The sequence below is a fragment of the Rhizobium sp. CRRU65 genome, from assembly GCF_048551595.1.
In the GTDB taxonomy this organism is placed as follows: domain Bacteria; phylum Pseudomonadota; class Alphaproteobacteria; order Rhizobiales; family Rhizobiaceae; genus Rhizobium; species Rhizobium leguminosarum_J.
Map to the genome: position 1 here is coordinate 80,607 of NZ_JBLYZH010000012.1, position 16,374 is coordinate 96,980.

The following is a 16,374-nucleotide window of genomic DNA, read 5'->3' on the forward strand; positions in this document are numbered from 1 at the left end:
GGCGGCTCCGATTATCGTTCAGTCAAAAGGGGAGGAGTAACCATGAAGCTATTCGTTACGGCAGCCGCGCACGGCGCCTTTGCCGATTTAGGCGCGACCGGGGAGGCAGTGCAATGACCCATACGGAAACGGCGCGACTTTCCGGCAAGGTGGCATTGGTCACGGGAGGAGCGAGCGGCATCGGCAAGGCGGTCTGCGAGCGTTTTGCCGCCGAAGGCGCCAGGGTTGTCGTGGCGGACCTCGACGGTGAACGATGCGCACGGGTGGCGGAAGCGATCGGCCCTGATGTCTGGGGTGCAGCGCTTGACGTGACCCGCCAGGACAGCATCGAAGAAGCCGTACGCTTCACTATATCAACCGCCGGTCAGATCGACATCCTGGTCAACGCCGCAGGCATTTACGACGTCGAGTCCATCCTGGAAATATCCCGGGAACGGACCGCTAGGGTATTTCAGGTCAATATCGAAGGCCTGATCTTCATGACGCAGGCCGTTGCCCGGCACATGGTGGAAAGAGGGGAAGGTGGACGCATCATCAACTTCTCGTCCCAGGCTGGGCGCCGGGGCGAAGGACCGGCCGTGGCTTACTGCGCTTCCAAGGCGGCCGTCATTAGCATTACCCAAAGCTGCGCTCTGGAGCTGATCCGTTACGGGATCAACGTCAACGCCATCGCTCCCGGCGTCGTCGATACGCCGATGTGGGACGTCGTCGATGCAAAACTCGGCAGCCGGGAAGGTTTGAGACCCGGTGACGTCAAGCGCCGCGTGGCCGCCGCCGTCCCGGCCGGACGATTTGGCGCGCCCCAAGAACAAGCTGCCATGGCCGCCTTCCTGGCCGGACCCGATGCAGCATACATCGTGGCGCAGTGCTACAATGTCGACGGCGGCAATGTCATGAGCTGAGGCGCTTGGCTTCATCAGCCGGAATGGGCAATCGAACTTGATGTCTGGAGGAGTGGAATGAGAGCTGTACGTTTGGAGTCGATCGGGTCTTTGACCATGCGCAGCGTCGAGAGGCCGGTTGCCGGACCGGGCGAGCTGCTTGTCCGGGTTGCAGTGGCCGGCATCTGTGGTTCCGATCGCCACATGTACAAGGGCGAGTATCCGACGGCTATCCCCGTCACGCTGGGCCACGAATTGTGCGGCATAGTGGAAGCGATCGGCGATACCGTTACCCGCTTTACCGGTGGTGAGCTTGTGACGGTGGACCCGAATATTGCCTGCGGCACCTGTCGGGCGTGCACGCAGGCGCGGCCGAACTTGTGCGAGAGCTTGACCGCCATCGGTGTGACACGGGATGGCGGCTTTGCCGAATATGTGGCGGTGCCGCAGGCCCAGGCCTTCGTCCTGCCTGCCGGCCTCGATCCCGTTCACGGCGCCTTCAGTGAACCGCTGGCCTGCTGTATTCACGCCATCGACAAGGCAAGGATCCGTCCGGGCGACAGCGTCGCGATCCTCGGCGGGGGCGTGATCGGCCTGCTCATGGTGCAACTGGCCCGCCTGGCTGGGGCAGGCGAGATTATTTTGATTACGCGGCAGCAATCGAGACGCCAAACCGCTCTGCGCCTGGGGGCGACACACGCCTTCGACCCGGCCGCTTCGGACACAATCGCTTCCGTTCGAGAGGTCACCAAAGGCGGCGCCGACGTGGTCATCGAGTGCGCCGGCGTCAGCGACACGCTTCAAAGCGGTCTGAAGATGGCGCGGCGCGGCGGTAGCTTCGTGCTTTTTGGGGTCACACCGGCGGGTGTCGAGGTGCCGGTTCTGCCTTTCGATCTGCTCGTAAACGAAGTCGATATCAGGCCGGCCTACCTCAACCCCTTCACCCATTCGCGCGCTGCGGCAATGGTCGCGAGCGGAGTGTTGGAGCTGGACGCATTGGTCACCAAAACCATCGGTCTCGAGGAGGTCGTCGACGTGGTGGGCAACGCGCCATTGCCAGGCGAGATCAAGGTCATCGTCCGGCCCTAGCTTCGGGGTCCCACCTCAGTTGCGGACGAGACCGGTGGAATCGCGCTCGATCAGGATGACCGGCACTTTTACGATCGCGCCTTGCCGAGATTCGTCTCCTGTTTGGTGCTCCTCGATCAGCGCTTCCAGCAGCCGTGCTGCCTGCTGTCCGACATCGCGGATCGGCTGTGCGACCGTTGTCAGCCGTGGAAAGACGTAAGCGGCCTCCGGCAGATCGTCGAAGCCGACGACCGAATAGTCGCCCGGAACGGAAAATCCGCGATCCTGGATGGCATGGATTGCGGCAATCGCCGAAACGTCGGTCGTGCCGATGATCGCGGTGACCTCGGGTCGAGACGCCAGCAATTCCCGCGCCAGCCGGTAGGTCTCTGCAAAGCTGTGCTCTTCCGCCATCGCCACGATGGCGGGCGCGATGCCATCTTTCGCCATTTCTGCCGTGATGCCCTGAAGGCGAAGCTGGATCGGCTGGCTGTGGGCCGGCGCGCCGACAATGGCGATTGCCCGGTGGCCGAGGTCGATCAGATGGCGCGCCATCAGCCGTCCGCCTTCCTCGTGATCGGCCATGACAGCGTCGTCAGCGATGCCGCTCAGCTCGCGGTCAATGGCGATGATCGGAATGCCAGCGTCCCGCAGCACGCCGAAATGCTCGATGCTGCCAAAGGCGCTTGCCACGATGACGCCATCGACGCGCTGAGCGAGCAGCATGGAGATATAGCGCACCTCATGGTCCATATTTTCCGCCGTGCTGCAGATCAGCGTCTGATAGCCGTGCTGGAACAATTCCTGTTCGATCGCATGGGCCAGGATGCCGAAGAAGGGCACGTCGATCGACGGCAGCATCAGTCCGATCATCCGGCTTGGTGCACCGCGCAGCATGCGTGCACCCTTGCTCGGCGTGTAGTTCAGCGTTCGGATGGCCGCCTCGACCCGCTCCCTGAGCTCAGGCGAGGCATAACCGCTGTTGTTGAGCACGCGCGAGACCGAAGAGACTGACGTTCCTGCAAGTTTAGCTATATGTCGGATGCTGGTCGTCACGTGCTCGCATTTCTTTCTCTACAGCGCTGCGCGTCTTTTCAGACGCGCATAGGAGGCTAGCACAGGAGCGGTCGAACATTCATCAGACGGACTGCTGACGTTCACTTCCATTTGTCAGTCCACTAGATCACTCGCGGAACGCCGCATCAAGCGCGCCGCTGTTCGAAGACCTTTCTGTCGCTCCGAAACCGCAAAAGTTGCGCGCTATACAAGTCAAAAATAAAATCACATAAAGTCACATTTATAAAGATTGGTTTGTGTTTACGGTCTGATACTGTCGCCTTGGCGGGCGTCCGAGCCATTTTTTGAGAGAAGCAAAATGATCAATTGCCTCGTAGTCGATTTGGGCGCTGGCAGCGGGCGGGCGATGCTGGGCCGTTTCGACGGACAAAAGGTCGATCTTTCGGAGGTCCACCGGTTCTCCGGGATAGAGATGCGCCTCGGTGATGGACCGCACTGGGACCTCAATCGTTTGCTTGAGGAAATCAGGAAGGGCTTGCAGCTGGCACTCGAACGTTGCGCGAAGATCGATTCGATCGGCGTGGATAGTTGGGGGGTAGATTATGCTCTCGTCGATGCCGATGGAAAGCTGCAAGCTGCGCCTCATCACTACCGGCATCCCCGTTCCCAACGAGGTTATGACGCCTTTCCCATGACACCCAGTGAAATGTTCGAACGGACCGGTTCGCAGGTTCTCCCAATCAACACGGTCTATCAGCTTTTCAGCGCAGGCAAGGAAGATCCATCGGTGATCGCCACCAGCCAGCGCGTGCTGATGATCGCCGATGCCGTCAGTTATTACCTGACAGGGGCAGTCGGCGGCGACCTTACGCTTGCGCGCACCTCCGGCCTTCTCTCGTTGGACGGAAAATGGGATCGTTCCATCTGCAGCAGCGCCGGCATCCCCCTCGACCTGCTTCCACCGTTAAAGCAGCCGGGCACAGTCCTTGGCCGGCTTCGGGAAGAGCTCCAATTGGAACTTCAACTACACAACCGAATTCCCGTGATCTCGGTCGCGGCCCACGACACTGCAAGCGCAGTATGCGGACTTCCACTGCGTACGCAGGAAGCATTCCTGATCTGTGGTTCATGGTCAATCATCGGCCGCGAGGTACGTCGCGCGATCACTTCGCAGGACGCCCGGTTAAGCGGTTTCGGCAACGAAGGTGGCATTGAAGGTCGTCAGCTTTTCTTGCGAAGTTTGAATGGGTTACATCTGCTGCAAAAGCTTCGTGCGCACTGGTCGGCGCGCGTAGGGCAGGAGATCAGCTTCCCTCAAATGTCAGGCCTTGCGACGATTGCCTCCACACGTGGGATGTCGGCCTCGATCAATCCGTCGGATCCAGCTCTCTTCGATCCGCCCGACATTGTGGCCGCTTTGACGCGCGCCTGCCCCGAACTCGCTGGATGCACCAATGACGACCTCGGCACTCTCGCACTTGCCGTTTACCGCGGGTTGATTGAAGACGTTGCAGAAAGTCTTTCGGCGCTCGAACGGCAGACGAACGAGCCTGTAGCCCGCCTTCGGATCTGTGGCGGCGGGAGCCAGGACGCTCTTTTGTGCCAAATGATAGCAAACCGCACCAGCCGCATTGTCACCGTCGGACCAATCGAAGCAAGCGCCTGGGGGAATGTCGCAATGCAGCTGATTGGCCTTGGTTTGATCGAAAACCTTGCAGCGGCTCGCATCGTGATTGAAAAGTCGGTCGATATCCTGAATTACTACCCTCAGAAATAACAATGGGTTTCCCCTAAAAAATGCTCGCAGTCGAACGAAGACAGAAAATTCTTGACCTGGTCTATCGTCACAAGACGGTGCAGGTCACTGATCTCAGCAAGTCTTTTGGCGTCACCGAAGAGACGATCCGCCGCGACCTGCAGACCTTGGATGGAAGCGGGCTTCTGAGCCGCACACACGGAGGGGCGGTAGCAAGGGAAGCTGAAGCGGAAGATCTTCCCTACCGGATGCGTCAGGTCACCAATATCGAGGCGAAGCGGAAGATTGCCGCTCTCGCGGCTGCATTGGTGCACGATGCGTATGCCGTTATGATTGACTCTTCATCGACAGCTTTTGAGGTGCTCAGCGCGCTTAAAGATCATCACGATCTAACATTGATTACCAATTCTGTACGCATTACCGCCAATCCCGGAGCAACGCAGCACACTATCGTGTCTGTCGGCGGCGAGCTGCGTAAGCAGTCGATGACCTTCGTTGGAACGTTGGCGACGCAGGCAATCGCCAAATTCAATGCCGATATCGCGCTCATCAGCTGCAAGGCCATCTCGATATCGGGAGGCGTTATGGATGCGAGCCTTCCGGATGCTGAGGTCAAGCGTGCGTTCATTGCCGCCGCCCGAAAGGTATGTCTCCTCGTCGACGGGGACAAGTTTGATGGTTCGGCGCTCACCAGCGTCTGCCCTGTTGATCAAATCAACGCTGTTATCACCGATCGTCAGCCTTCGGACGAATGGATCAAACATTTTCAGAAGATGAGCATCCCAGTTCTCTACTAAAAACAACATTTTCAAACATTAAAATTTCTGTTTTTGTTGACTATGTCGCTGTCGCGGTTATGGTCCTCTCCGGAATTGAAGGTGAGGATCATGGAAAATAATCTCGAACTGCGTGAATTTATCTGCGAGGTGGGCCGACGCGCCTACGCGCGTGAGATGGGCGCGGCCAACGACGGCAATATTTCCGTTCTACTGGATGATGGTGCGCTTCTTTGCACGCCGACCGGTGTCTCCAAGGGCTTTATGAAGCCGGAAATGATCTGCCATATCGATCGCAGCGGAAAGCCCATCGGTGATGGGCTATATCGTCCGTCCAGCGAAATTGGCATGCATTTGTGTGTCTACGATCATCGCGACGATGTTCGTTCCGTCGTGCATGCGCATCCGCTTTACGCCACCGTGCATGCCATTTGTGGCAAGCCGCTGACCCAACAGATCATGCCTGAGTCGACAATGTTTTTGGGCGAAGTCCCGCTGACACCGTACGGCCTTCCGTCGACGCCGGAACTGTCCGACGCCATCATACCCTACCTGCAAAGGCACGATGCGCTTTTACTCGAAAACCACGGCGCCCTGACTTATGGGCATGATTTGAACAGCGCCTATTTCAAGATGGAAGCACTCGATTACTACGCCAAGGTCGTCTACCTCGCGGCCTCCTACGGCGGCGCCAAGGAGTTCAACGCAGATCAGATCGAGAGGTTGCTCGATGTTCGCCGCAAGCACTTCAACCAGCCAGGCCGCCATCCGTTTTTGAATCTCGCAGAGCAAGTTCGTTAGGAAGATCATTGATCTTCTGAAGAGTATGTGGAGGACGCAATGTACGCAGAAAAGTTTCGCCTGGATGGCAAGGTCGCCGTCGTTACGGGTGGCGGACGCGGCATAGGGCTAAGCTGCGTCGAGGCGCTTGCCGAACACGGAGCAAAAGTTGTCATTGCCGATATTGATAAGGCAATCGCCGATGAGGGCGCGGCGGCAATGAAGGCAAAGGGATATGATGTCGCCACCTACCAGGTCGATGTTACGAAATCGGCGGAAGTCGATGGGCTGGCCGACTGGGTGGTCTCGACCTATGGCAAGGTGAACATCCTGGTTGCGAATGCAGGCATCGCTCGTTCCGGCGTCGCCGCAGAAGACGTGACCGACGAGCATTGGCTCCACGTCAATGACGTCAACTACAATGGCGTATTTTGGTGTAACCGTGCCTTCGCCCGGCATATGCTCAATGCCAATTCGGGCTCGATCGTCAACATCGGGTCGATGTCGGGTCTGATATCGAACCGCCCACAGAAGCAAACCTACTATAACGCCGCCAAGGCTGCCGTGCACCAGATGACATCGTCGCTTGCGGCCGAATGGGCCGACCGTGGCATCCGGGTCAACGCCGTTGCGCCCACCTACATCGAGACTGCGATGACCACGTATCGTCACGATAATGAGGGAATGATCGATGTCTGGCTGCGAGATACTCCGATGCACCGTCTCGGCAAACCTGACGAGATCGCTTCCGTCGTCCATTTTCTTGCATCGGATGCGTCAAGCCTCATGACCGGTACGACGGTTGTTGCCGATGCTGGTTTTACCTGCTGGTAAATCTATTCCGCATGCATTTTGGCTGGCGGATCAAACGACAGGCGAGATCATGTCTAGTTTGAGGTTCGCATCCTCGAGGGTGATGGCCAAGCTTGGGCTGCAGGCTTTCAGCCGGTTCCAACTTGCAAACCGAACCGACGCGGCTGAATCTGCAGGTAGCCTCAGCCAAGACACGTCCACAGACCGAATATTTTGGCGATCACTTTCCCATTTTCGCGTCGTAGCTGCCCATGGACAGTTTTTTGCTCGTCAGAAAAATCAATAAGGTCGAAGAAAACGCTTTCATTTTGTTCAATATTTCCAAGGAAGAAGACGTCCTTTCGGACGACCGGCCCCTTCAGGGGAAACCAATTTTCCAAGGCGCGATCGGCCAATGCCTGATACTCGGCAAAGTAAAATAGTCCTGCGCCGTTGAACTCCTGCGAGGCGCTGGGATCAAATCGAAAGGTTCTGAGCGCTTTGTTGGCGGGGACCGGAAACCCGAAATGCGTTGCTGACCGCCCATTCCGGATGTCTGCAGCCTTCTCAGCCAGACGGCTGGGCTGGAACCGCTGTCCCTGCGGCTCAGGCAACGTCACACGGGCAATCGAGTGATTGTTGTCTTTGATCGTTCTGTGAACGAAGGTTGAGATGAGTTCGACCGCGCCGACGCTTCGTCCGTGGATGGACAACTCGTGTCGGGTCGACGTCCGGGTTCGCGAGACTGCGGACAGTCTCGAGTGGATGGTCAAAATGTCGTTCGCCTGCACCACGTCGAAACCTGCATCCGTCAGTGACGTTGCACAGATTGCGGCATAGGCCTCCTCTCCATCGGCCGTTCTGAAATCCGCATTGTCGATCCCGAGATGACAGGCAAGCATCAGCCAGTGACGATGGCCGAGTTCCTTCATCAGCCAGGTCTCGGACAGCCCGTTTCCATTCAAATGCGGCATGCCGAGGAGTATATGCGGATCAAGGGCACGTTCCATCAGGTCGCGTGCTGAAGGTCCTGCGGGCGTAAAGTCGAGAAGGACTGCGCTCATGATCAGGCGCTGACCGATTGCTTGAGAGACGATGTCTGTGCCGAATGTCGCGCTGCGAGATGCCCCACCACATGTTCGGCATCCCTGCCGACGCTGAGGAACCGGCCCGAGCCCCAGGTCCAGAGCCAGGGAAGTCCCAGCACGTAGACGCCATCGACGGCAGTGACGCCGCGGCGATGAACGGGATAGGCGTTGCCGTCGAAAATCGGCAGTCCGACGAAGGACCAATCCGGGCTGAATCCCGTGGCCCAGATGACCGAGGTGATCCCCTCCGCCTTCAGGTCGAGTTCGGTAATCTCAGCCTCAGGCTCCCAGATAGGGACATAGGGGGATGCGGCCGGAGCATCGATGCCTTTCTCGGCGATATGCCGGTCAATCAGGGCATTGATGCCATTATAGACACGGTCGGCGCCGTCGAGATTGGCCTTCAGGTTCGGCTCGAACAGCATCCGGCCGGCGGCGATGCCGGACATGCGGCCATACAGCGCCATGCCCTCCAGCGCGAACTTGCGCAGATCGATATCGCGTCCGCCGTCGCGTCCTGTCAGGTAATGGTTGGTGTCGTGCTTCTTCTTCGTCATGCCATCATGTTCGACCGTGATGTCGTACTGGCCGATATCGGAAAGCCAGTCGACGACATCGCGACCGCGATAGAACCGGGCGCAACGCGGCGCATTGCCGGTGACGAGATGCACCTTGCGGCCGGCAAGATGCAGATCCTCCGCAATCTGGCAGCCGGACTGGCCGGAGCCGACCACGATGACGCCGCCGTCCGGCAGTTGGTCGGCATTGCGATAGGCGGCGGTGTGGATCTGCATGATGTCCTCGGGCAGGCGCTCGGCCGCACGCGGAATGGCCGGATCTGCATAGAGGCTGGTGGCGATCACCACGGCATCGGCAGTCACCGCCCCAGCCGAGGTCTCGAGCCGGAAGAGGCCGCCATGCTTTTCGAGCGACGTCACGCTGGTTTGCTCGAAGACCGGCGCCTCGACCTTCTTCACGAAGCGATCGACATAGGCAAGGATCTCGTCCTTGACCATAAAACCGTGCGGATCCGTGCCGTCATAGGGATGATCGGGGAGCTGGCACTGCCAGTTCGGCGTCACCAGGCAAAAGGCGTCCCAGCGTTCGTTCTTCCATTTATGCGCAACGGTCTTCTTCTCGAAGACCACATGGTCGATGCCGTGCCTCGTCAGGTAATGACTGGCGGACAGGCCGGCCTGGCCACCACCGATGACGGCGGTGCTGTAATGCTGCTTCAGGTTCTGGGGCATGGACTAGTCCTTTCAGAGGATGAAGGTTTTGCAGTGGACGCGGGCATCTGCGTCATTCAGGAAGGCGACAGCGGCGCTTTCAATTCGGGCGAGTTGGTCGTTTGCGGATGAACAGGCAAAACCAAACTTCGCCTCCACGCGATCGCTGGCGATGGTAAGCGCCCTGCGGCTGCGATCGACGAAATCGGCGACCGAATAACTTTCACCCTCGGTGAAAAACTCACGGATGATCAGCGAGGGGGAATAACAGCTCTCTTCCTGGCCATCCGGCCAGGCAATGACGAACCGCATTTCAGGCATGGTCGGGCTCCAGCAGCGTGTGATAGCGGGCAAGATGGGCAGTCGCGGTTTGCTGCCAGCCATGGCGGGCGGCAACCGCGAGGCCACGGGGAATGATCTGCTCGCGGATCGGTGCGACCAGCGCCAGCGCCATGCCTTCGGCAATCGAGACCGGATGATGCGGATCGCACCAGATCGCATCGCCCGGACCCAGATATTCGGTGAAGGGCGCAATCGAGGATGTCACGACCGGAATGCCGCTGGCCATGGCTTCCAGAACGGCGAGCCCGAAGCCTTCCTTGAGCGAGGGGAACACCAGCGCATCCGCCAGCCGGTAAAGGCTCGGCATGTCGGCATCCGCGATCGCACCGGTGATATGCACCGCTGCGGCGTCCCGACCGAGGCAGGCGAGGCAAGAACGGAATTCCTCCTGATAGTCGCCATGGTCGAGGAGGGAGGCGCCGCCGGCAATGACAAGCTGGGCATCTGGCCGGATGGCGCGGACCTGACGAAAGGCTTCGAGAATACCGAGGGTGTTCTTTCGCGCCTCGATGCCGCCGACACTGAGGAAGATCGGCCCGCTTCCCAGCTGCAGCCTGTCGCGCAGAGCGACCTGCTCGCCGCTCCAGGCAGGCGAGAAGCGGTTGGTGTCGACGCCATTGCCCACCACTGTCGCCTCGATGCCGCGCTCGTCTCTCAGCCTGTCCTGCCAGAGGCGGCTGACGGCGAAGAAGATATCGGCCGCATCGATCGCGCGATCCTGCAAGGCCATCAGGCGCGGGTCGGCGAACTGGTCGATGTGGTGGACAGTGCGGGCAAAATTCGGGATCAGGCCGTCCAGTTTGAGCGTCGCCAGCGCATTGCCGGAAATGCCGTCCTGGGCGTGAAAGAGGTCGAAGCCATCGGTTCCCGTTCTCCGGAAATAGTCGACATAGTCTGCAATTCGCTGCTCGACCATTTGCGTCATGTCCGCGGGTGCCGGCGGCACGGCAATGCAGGCCGCGCCGCAAAAGGGTTGACGAAAGAAGCCCGTCCCCTGGGCATCCGGAGCGTGCAGGACCACTTCATGGCCAAGTGCGGTCAGCGTTTCCGAAAGCTGCATGGCATGAACCACGCCGCCACGCGGATTGGTGGAATGGGTCAGCATGGCAATGCGTAGCGTTCGGTGCGGCGGGAGGCTCATGCGGCGACATCCTGTCGGCCGAGTTGCAGCAGTGGTGTTTCGGCATGATTGCGCACCACTGCACGGCTCTCGCCATCGACCAGCACGACTTCGGCGCCGGCCACGACCGCGCCGATGACCGCGGCGCTGATGCCGCGCGCGGTGAAGCGGGTGACGACATCGGCCACATCTTCCAACGCGACCGAGAGCAGATAGCCGAAGCTCGGAAAGGTAACGAGCCAGCGATCGAGATTGACACCGGCGGGCAGGGGAATGGCGGTGACGTCGATGTCGATGCCGACATGCGAACATTCGGCCAGCATGATGGCCGTGCCGACGATGCCGCCCTGGCTGATATCCTTCGCAGACAGCGCCAGCCCGGCCTCGGCGATCTCGGGCAGCAATTCGAGGTCGCCGCGCAGGCGCGCCGGCGCGGCATCGGTGGCGGCTTCCCAGTTATTGAAGGGTTCGCGGTAACGGCCGCGATGGTCGATGGCTGCAACCAGCACATCGCCCGGCTTTGCATCGAAGCTCGTCAGCAACTTCTTGGAGCGACCGAGAATGGCGACCGACAATTGGCCGCGTTCGCTGCGGATATTGGTGTGCCCGCCGACGATCGGCACACCAAAGGCGCTGGATGCCGCCCGCATACCTTCGAGAACGGGTGTCGCACCTGCCTCGCCATTGGCCCAGACGGCATCGACCACGGCGATCGGCCGGCCGCCCATGGCAACGACGTCAGAGATATTGACCATGACGCCGCACCAGCCGGCGAACCACGGGTCGGCGGCGACGAACTCGTTCATGAAGCCTTCGATGGCAAAGAGCAGATAACCGTCGCCGTCGGGCAGCGCGGCGCAATCGTCGCCGACGGCAATCTGCTGCCCCTGCAGGCCGAGCCTTGCCGCGATCGTGCCGATATCCTGCTTGGCGGCGATGCCGCTGCTGGTCGAGAGTTTTGCCGCCAGGGCCCTGATGTCGATTGCGGCCATCCTCACGCTGCCTTTCTGGAAAGGGCGGTGAAGCCTGCCTCGGGTGTGGCGCAGGGCGGATAGTAGGCAAGGTCAGCCTTCATCCTGAGATGCGGCTTGCCATAGACCTCGAACTCCTCGATCACATCCCAGTGCAGCCTGCGGAACAGCAGGCCGTTCTGAACCTGCACATTGGCGAGGAACGTGTGGCATCCGATCGCGTTGGCGGAGGACACGGCGAGTTTGATCAGGGTCGCCCCCAGGGCGCCGATCTTGCGGTAATCGCGATGGACCGCCAGTCGCGAGCCCCACCAGAGACCGGGTTCCGCCTGATGGATGCGCACCGTTCCGACCAGCTGGTCGGCGGCAATGCCGAGCATGGAGAGCGCCACGATCGGGATGGCCTGATCGTCGATCGCGTCGCGGTCATCGCCCTCGAAGATCTGCTGTTCCTCGCAGAAGACGGCACGGCGCAGCGCATGCGCTTGGCTGCGCTCCCAGGCGGAGGTCGCGAATTTCACCTGGAATTCGCTCGAGCGATAGGGAGCAAAGGTTTCGAGCATCATTTGGTAAGCATCCTTTCATAGGTGGAAAGGGCGGAGCAGGCGCCGCATTTGCCGCAGCCGGCCTTGATGTCGACGGCCTTCAAGCCGCTGGCGACCAGCATCCTGGACAAGGGGCCGAGGATCGAGTGCATGAAGTCGGGCCTCGGCGCCGGGTGGCTTTCGAGCGGCGTGCCCGAGATCGGCACGAAGGGCACGACGAAGGGATAGACGCCGAGCGCAACTAGCTTTTCGCAGATGTCCAGAATGGCTTCACGGCTGTCGCCAAGCCCAGCCAGGATATAGGTCGAGACCTGGCCGCGCCCGAAGACCTCCACTGCGGCCTCGAACGAGGCCATGTATTTGGCGATCGAGACCTGCGCCTTGCCCGGCATGATGCGGGCACGCACCTCTGGCGTCACGGCCTCCAGATGCATGCCGAGGGCATCGACGCCGGCCTCCTTCATGCGGGTGAACCATATATCGTCTTCCGGCGGCTCACATTGCGCCTGGATGGGAATGTTGACTGCCGCCTTGATGGCGCGGGCGCTGTCGGCGAGGATCGCAGCGCCGCGGTCGTCGCCCTTCGGCGTGCCGGTGGTCATCACCATATGCTTGACGCCGTCCAGTTCGACGGCCGCCTTGGCGACTTCCGCAAGCTGCTCTGGCGTCTTGTGGGCGATGGTGCGGCCGGCTGCCAGCGATTGGCCGATGGCGCAGAACTGACAGGTCTTGGTGCGGCTCTGATAGCGGATGCAGGTCTGCAGCACGGTCGTGGCAAGCACGTCCTTGCCGTGCAGAACGGCGATCTGCGAATAGGGAATGCCGTCGGCGGTCGAGCGCTCGTAGAAGCGCGGGCGCAAGGGAAAGGAGACCTCGCCCAGCGCCGTGCCATCCCGGCTGATACGGCTGCGGCCCATCTCGTCCGGCTTTTCCACCAGATAGGGGCTCTCGAACGCAGGTGCGGTGTGAACCGGCACCATCACCGTCATGCCGTCAATGGTCAGAGCCTTATGGTCGGAAGGTCCGGCACCACCGCGGCGGCTTTCATGTCCGGCCTTGGGGTCAACGAGCCGGGCTCCGTAGGACTGCAATTCGTTGATCAGAACCTCGGTCGGCAGACGTGTCGTATTCTCCATCGGAAAGGGTCCTTGCTTCGGCTGTGGGGAAAGACGGCTGGGTGGTGGTGATCATCGGCGCAGTGGCCCGGCCATCCATGACAAGATGCAGCAGCTCGGGTCGGGCATAATGGCCGACCGAATCCATCATCCGCTTGCGTTTGACGATCAGGCTCATGTCGAGATCGGCGATCAGGATGCCTTCGCCTTCTGTCAGCGGCGGCACGACGTGTTTGCCTTCGGGCGAGATGATCGCGGTCATGCAGCCGCCGCGCAGGGCCTTCTGCAAGCCGGCGTCGGACGTGATGGAGGCGATCTGCTCGTCGGTCAGCCAGCCTGTGGCGTTGACCACGAAACAACCGCTTTCCAGCGCATGGTGGCGGATGGTGACTTCCATCTGGTCGGCAAAAATCGGCCCGACCATGGAGCCTGGAAACTGGGCGATATGGATGTCTTCGTGCTGCGCCATCAGGGCGTAGCGGGCCAGAGGATTGTAATGCTCCCAGCAGGCCAGCGCCCCAAGGCGTCCGACGGCACTGTCGACCACCTTCAGGCCGGAGGCGTCGCCCTGGCCCCAGATCATCCGCTCGTGAAAGGTCGGGGTGATCTTGCGACGCTTGAGGATGAGCGTGCCATCGGCATCAAACAGCAGCTGGGCATTGTAGAGTGATCCGTGGTCACGCTCGTTGACGCCAAGCGCCACGACGATTCCATGCTCGCGGGCGGCTGCCGAGACGGTATCGGTGGCGGCACTCGGCACCGTGACGGCTTCCTCGTAAAGTCGCACGTGCTCCTTGCCGGAGAGAACAGGCGGCAGCACGAAAGAAAAATAGGGGTACCAGGGGACGAAGGTTTCGGGAAAGACGATCAGCTCGGCGCCTTTGGCGGCCGCTTCACGAATTGCATCCAGCACACGGACCAGTGTTTTCTCGCGCGAGGTCAGATCCGGCGCGATCTGCGCGGCGGCAACCCGGACGCTCGGTTTTTTCTCCATGACGAAATCCTCGATTGACGGGGCAGGAGGCGGAGCGCCAAGGCTCCGCCCCTTATTCTTCGGAGCGCGCCTGGTGCTTAGAGCGTCCAGGTATCAAGGATGAAGGCGCCGTCGCGGCGATGGATCAGGATCAGGTCGAGAACGTCGAGCGGACTGATCGGCGTGATGCCGGGGATCAGCGCGCCTTCGCCATGGCCGTAAAGCGCCTGAAGGGCAAAACGGCAGGCATAGACCTTGCCGCCTTCTTCCATGAACTTGACGATCTGGTTGTTGAAATTCAGATGGCCGGGAAAGGCCTCCGCACCGAGCGTCGGAAAACCACGCTGGACGCCGAGCGTCACGCCCGGGCCGTAGAGAAGGATCGAGGTTTCGAAACCCTTCCGCTTCAGGCGTGTCGCCTGCAGCAGGTTGACGAATCCGATCGATCCTTCGAAGGCCACGGTATGGAAGGTGACGAGGGCTTTTTCGCCTTCGCCGGCCTGTACGTCCTCGAAAACCTTGTCCTCGTAATCGACAAGAAAGTCGCCTTTTTGATTGGCTGGCTTGGTCACTGCGGGCATGGATGGCTCCTTGATTGAAATCCGATCCCCATCCGGGGAGCATCCATCCAATTGCAAGCGTCATGCCAGATTGATTATGCATAAATAGCAGTCAAATCTACCAATTATACATTCAATTATGCTATCAATTACGAGGGTTAAAGTTTTAAAGCCAATTTTCTGGGCGATCGAACGCAAAAAACGAATGCATGAAAGCTCAAAACAAATGCATTCAATTGGTCGTCAACCAGCAGGGAGACATAATATTTGTCCGGCATGAGTCCTCGTCACCGGTCGCATCGGGATGCGGAGGCTCATGTCCGAACATCCGGCCTCGGCCGCATGTCAGTGAATGCGCTCGTTCGCCTTGCGTCAAGATGGCCTATCGCATCAATCGGAAAAGTCTAGCCATGTTGAATGCGATCAATTAATGCGATTTGTATGCATTCATAATGACAATTTGCATCCAAGTGCTACAGCGTCTTTGCGCGCCTGGAGAGACACGCGGTGCTGCAGGAAACAGGAGAAAACTATGAGTAATAAACCGACTATCATTCTGGTGCACGGCTTTTGGGGTGGGGCCGGGCATTGGGGCAAGGTCATACTCGAACTGGCGCATAGGGGCTATCAGTCCATTCACGCCGTCGAACTACCGCTGACGTCGCTAGGCGAGGACGCTGAACGGACACGAAAGATGGTGGCTCAACAGAACGGGCCGATCCTGCTCGTCGGTCATTCCTACGGCGGCGCGGTCATCACCGAAGCGGGAGATCAACCGAATGTAGCGGGGCTTGTCTATATCGCCGCATTCGCTCCCGACGCAGGCGAAAGTCCAGGCAGCATCACTCAACGGCATCCTCCTGCAGCAATGGTCAATATCGAGCCTGACAGCGACAACTACCTGTGGCTCAAGGCTGACAAATTTCACGAAAGCTTCTGCCAGGATATGTCCCCCGAAGACGGTTTCGTTTTGGCGGCGACCCAAAAGGCGCCGCTCGCTGGCACTTTTGGAGATGCCATCACCGCCCCGGCCTGGAGGAAGAAGCCGTCCTGGTATCAAATAGCAAGTGAAGACAGAATGATTGCTCCTGAAAATCAAAAGGCAATGTCGGCTCGTCTCAATGCTCGGAAAGTCGTGACCTTGGCGGCAAGCCATGCTTTGCCCCAATCAAAGCCCCTGGAGGTTGCGGCTCTTATCGATGAGGCGGCGGTAGACGTCTCGAAGTAAGAACAAGGCGCTTGTGGCGGGGGTGTGAGAATAAGCGCCCCCCGCTTTCTCGTCTTGCGTGCTTCGGCTTCGAGCACACATACGCCACAACGAAACTGTTCGAATGTCTGGCCATTTGGCGCATTGATCGACA

General features: G+C 59.8%; 17 protein-coding genes. 7 read left to right on the top strand and 10 right to left on the bottom strand.

Going from position 1 to position 16,374, the window contains the following annotated elements:
• The first annotated feature begins 113 nt into the window (after nt 1-113).
• Both ACM5SV_RS23095 and ACM5SV_RS23100 read left to right on the top strand, forming a co-directional pair.
• Nucleotides 114-902: an L-iditol 2-dehydrogenase gene (locus tag ACM5SV_RS23095; protein WP_113548215.1), complete on the top strand. Its 789-nt coding sequence runs from the start codon at nt 114-116 to the stop codon at nt 900-902.
• A 57-nt stretch (nt 903-959) separates the two neighbouring features.
• Complete coding sequence (locus ACM5SV_RS23100) at nt 960-1,970, top strand: zinc-dependent alcohol dehydrogenase family protein (protein ID WP_222016335.1); 1,011 nt, start codon at nt 960-962, stop codon at nt 1,968-1,970.
• Between the two features lie 15 nt (nt 1,971-1,985).
• On the opposite strand, the gene ACM5SV_RS23105 is transcribed toward ACM5SV_RS23100, so the two are convergent.
• Entirely contained in the window at nt 1,986-3,005 is a 1,020-nt protein-coding gene (locus tag ACM5SV_RS23105; protein WP_113548217.1) for a LacI family DNA-binding transcriptional regulator, read from the bottom strand.
• 319 nt (nt 3,006-3,324) lie between these two features.
• On the opposite strand from ACM5SV_RS23105, the gene ACM5SV_RS23110 reads away from it, so the two are divergent.
• The 4 genes from ACM5SV_RS23110 to ACM5SV_RS23125 all read left to right on the top strand — a co-directional run bounded on the left by ACM5SV_RS23110 (nt 3,325) and on the right by ACM5SV_RS23125 (nt 7,112).
• Nucleotides 3,325-4,743 (top strand): rhamnulokinase, encoded by a 1,419-nt coding sequence (locus tag ACM5SV_RS23110; protein WP_222016333.1) that lies wholly within the window; start codon nt 3,325-3,327, stop codon nt 4,741-4,743.
• A 20-nt stretch (nt 4,744-4,763) separates the two neighbouring features.
• Nucleotides 4,764-5,519, top strand: a complete 756-nt coding sequence (locus ACM5SV_RS23115; protein ID WP_221968085.1) for a DeoR/GlpR family DNA-binding transcription regulator — start codon at nt 4,764-4,766, stop codon at nt 5,517-5,519.
• Nucleotides 5,520-5,609: 90 nt separating this feature from the next.
• Nucleotides 5,610-6,299: a class II aldolase/adducin family protein gene (locus ACM5SV_RS23120; RefSeq protein ID WP_221968084.1), complete on the top strand. Its 690-nt coding sequence runs from the start codon at nt 5,610-5,612 to the stop codon at nt 6,297-6,299.
• Between the two features lie 39 nt (nt 6,300-6,338).
• Entirely contained in the window at nt 6,339-7,112 is a 774-nt protein-coding gene (locus ACM5SV_RS23125) for an SDR family NAD(P)-dependent oxidoreductase (protein ID WP_017992908.1), read from the top strand.
• A 161-nt stretch (nt 7,113-7,273) separates the two neighbouring features.
• On the opposite strand, the gene ACM5SV_RS23130 is transcribed toward ACM5SV_RS23125, so the two are convergent.
• The 9 genes from ACM5SV_RS23130 to ACM5SV_RS23170 form a co-directional block, all read right to left on the bottom strand.
• The gene (locus tag ACM5SV_RS23130) at nt 7,274-8,134 is read right to left on the bottom strand and encodes a Pnap_2097 family protein (protein WP_222016331.1); all 861 of its coding nucleotides are present in this window, start codon (nt 8,132-8,134) and stop codon (nt 7,274-7,276) included.
• Between the two features lie 2 nt (nt 8,135-8,136).
• Nucleotides 8,137-9,408, bottom strand: a complete 1,272-nt coding sequence (locus tag ACM5SV_RS23135; protein WP_222016329.1) for an MSMEG_0569 family flavin-dependent oxidoreductase — start codon at nt 9,406-9,408, stop codon at nt 8,137-8,139.
• A 12-nt stretch (nt 9,409-9,420) separates the two neighbouring features.
• Entirely contained in the window at nt 9,421-9,708 is a 288-nt protein-coding gene (locus ACM5SV_RS23140) for an MSMEG_0570 family nitrogen starvation response protein (protein WP_221991821.1), read from the bottom strand.
• Nucleotides 9,701-10,870, bottom strand: coding sequence for an MSMEG_0565 family glycosyltransferase (locus ACM5SV_RS23145; protein WP_222016327.1), 1,170 nt, complete (start codon nt 10,868-10,870; stop codon nt 9,701-9,703). Before ACM5SV_RS23145 ends, ACM5SV_RS23140 begins: the two co-directional genes overlap by 8 nt.
• Nucleotides 10,867-11,841, bottom strand: coding sequence for a sll0787 family AIR synthase-like protein (locus ACM5SV_RS23150; protein ID WP_017992913.1), 975 nt, complete (start codon nt 11,839-11,841; stop codon nt 10,867-10,869). The genes ACM5SV_RS23145 and ACM5SV_RS23150 overlap by 4 nt, the downstream gene beginning before the upstream one ends.
• A 2-nt stretch (nt 11,842-11,843) precedes the next feature.
• Nucleotides 11,844-12,386, bottom strand: coding sequence for an MSMEG_0567/Sll0786 family nitrogen starvation N-acetyltransferase (locus ACM5SV_RS23155; RefSeq protein WP_017992914.1), 543 nt, complete (start codon nt 12,384-12,386; stop codon nt 11,844-11,846).
• A complete protein-coding gene (locus ACM5SV_RS23160; protein ID WP_113548223.1) occupies nt 12,383-13,501 on the bottom strand; it encodes an MSMEG_0568 family radical SAM protein in 1,119 nt (372 codons plus the stop codon). The genes ACM5SV_RS23155 and ACM5SV_RS23160 overlap by 4 nt, the downstream gene beginning before the upstream one ends.
• Nucleotides 13,428-14,474: a Nit6803 family nitrilase gene (locus tag ACM5SV_RS23165; protein ID WP_113548224.1), complete on the bottom strand. Its 1,047-nt coding sequence runs from the start codon at nt 14,472-14,474 to the stop codon at nt 13,428-13,430. Before ACM5SV_RS23165 ends, ACM5SV_RS23160 begins: the two co-directional genes overlap by 74 nt.
• 77 nt (nt 14,475-14,551) lie before the next feature.
• The gene (locus ACM5SV_RS23170; RefSeq protein WP_003545449.1) at nt 14,552-15,034 is read right to left on the bottom strand and encodes an MSMEG_0572/Sll0783 family nitrogen starvation response protein; all 483 of its coding nucleotides are present in this window, start codon (nt 15,032-15,034) and stop codon (nt 14,552-14,554) included.
• A gap of 511 nt (nt 15,035-15,545) precedes the next feature.
• On the opposite strand from ACM5SV_RS23170, the gene ACM5SV_RS23175 reads away from it, so the two are divergent.
• Entirely contained in the window at nt 15,546-16,241 is a 696-nt protein-coding gene (locus tag ACM5SV_RS23175; protein WP_017992917.1) for an alpha/beta hydrolase, read from the top strand.
• Nucleotides 16,242-16,374 lie beyond the last annotated feature (133 nt).

Excerpts from the sequence above, each read along its gene's own strand:
- ACM5SV_RS23130 (WP_222016331.1), bottom strand. The coding sequence starts at position 8,134 with ATGAGCGCAGTCCTTCTCGACTTTACGCCCGCAGGACCTTCAGCACGC.
- ACM5SV_RS23120 (WP_221968084.1), top strand. The coding sequence starts at position 5,610 with ATGGAAAATAATCTCGAACTGCGTGAATTTATCTGCGAGGTGGGCCGA.
- ACM5SV_RS23170 (WP_003545449.1), bottom strand. The coding sequence starts at position 15,034 with ATGCCCGCAGTGACCAAGCCAGCCAATCAAAAAGGCGACTTTCTTGTC.
- ACM5SV_RS23145 (WP_222016327.1), bottom strand. The coding sequence starts at position 10,870 with ATGAGCCTCCCGCCGCACCGAACGCTACGCATTGCCATGCTGACCCAT.
- ACM5SV_RS23165 (WP_113548224.1), bottom strand. The coding sequence starts at position 14,474 with ATGGAGAAAAAACCGAGCGTCCGGGTTGCCGCCGCGCAGATCGCGCCG.
- ACM5SV_RS23150 (WP_017992913.1), bottom strand. The coding sequence starts at position 11,841 with ATGGCCGCAATCGACATCAGGGCCCTGGCGGCAAAACTCTCGACCAGC.
- ACM5SV_RS23160 (WP_113548223.1), bottom strand. The coding sequence starts at position 13,501 with ATGGAGAATACGACACGTCTGCCGACCGAGGTTCTGATCAACGAATTG.
- ACM5SV_RS23155 (WP_017992914.1), bottom strand. The coding sequence starts at position 12,386 with ATGATGCTCGAAACCTTTGCTCCCTATCGCTCGAGCGAATTCCAGGTG.
- ACM5SV_RS23115 (WP_221968085.1), top strand. The coding sequence starts at position 4,764 with ATGCTCGCAGTCGAACGAAGACAGAAAATTCTTGACCTGGTCTATCGT.
- ACM5SV_RS23135 (WP_222016329.1), bottom strand. The coding sequence starts at position 9,408 with ATGCCCCAGAACCTGAAGCAGCATTACAGCACCGCCGTCATCGGTGGT.
- ACM5SV_RS23175 (WP_017992917.1), top strand. The coding sequence starts at position 15,546 with ATGAGTAATAAACCGACTATCATTCTGGTGCACGGCTTTTGGGGTGGG.
- ACM5SV_RS23110 (WP_222016333.1), top strand. The coding sequence starts at position 3,325 with ATGATCAATTGCCTCGTAGTCGATTTGGGCGCTGGCAGCGGGCGGGCG.
- ACM5SV_RS23095 (WP_113548215.1), top strand. The coding sequence starts at position 114 with ATGACCCATACGGAAACGGCGCGACTTTCCGGCAAGGTGGCATTGGTC.
- ACM5SV_RS23100 (WP_222016335.1), top strand. The coding sequence starts at position 960 with ATGAGAGCTGTACGTTTGGAGTCGATCGGGTCTTTGACCATGCGCAGC.
- ACM5SV_RS23125 (WP_017992908.1), top strand. The coding sequence starts at position 6,339 with ATGTACGCAGAAAAGTTTCGCCTGGATGGCAAGGTCGCCGTCGTTACG.
- ACM5SV_RS23140 (WP_221991821.1), bottom strand. The coding sequence starts at position 9,708 with ATGCCTGAAATGCGGTTCGTCATTGCCTGGCCGGATGGCCAGGAAGAG.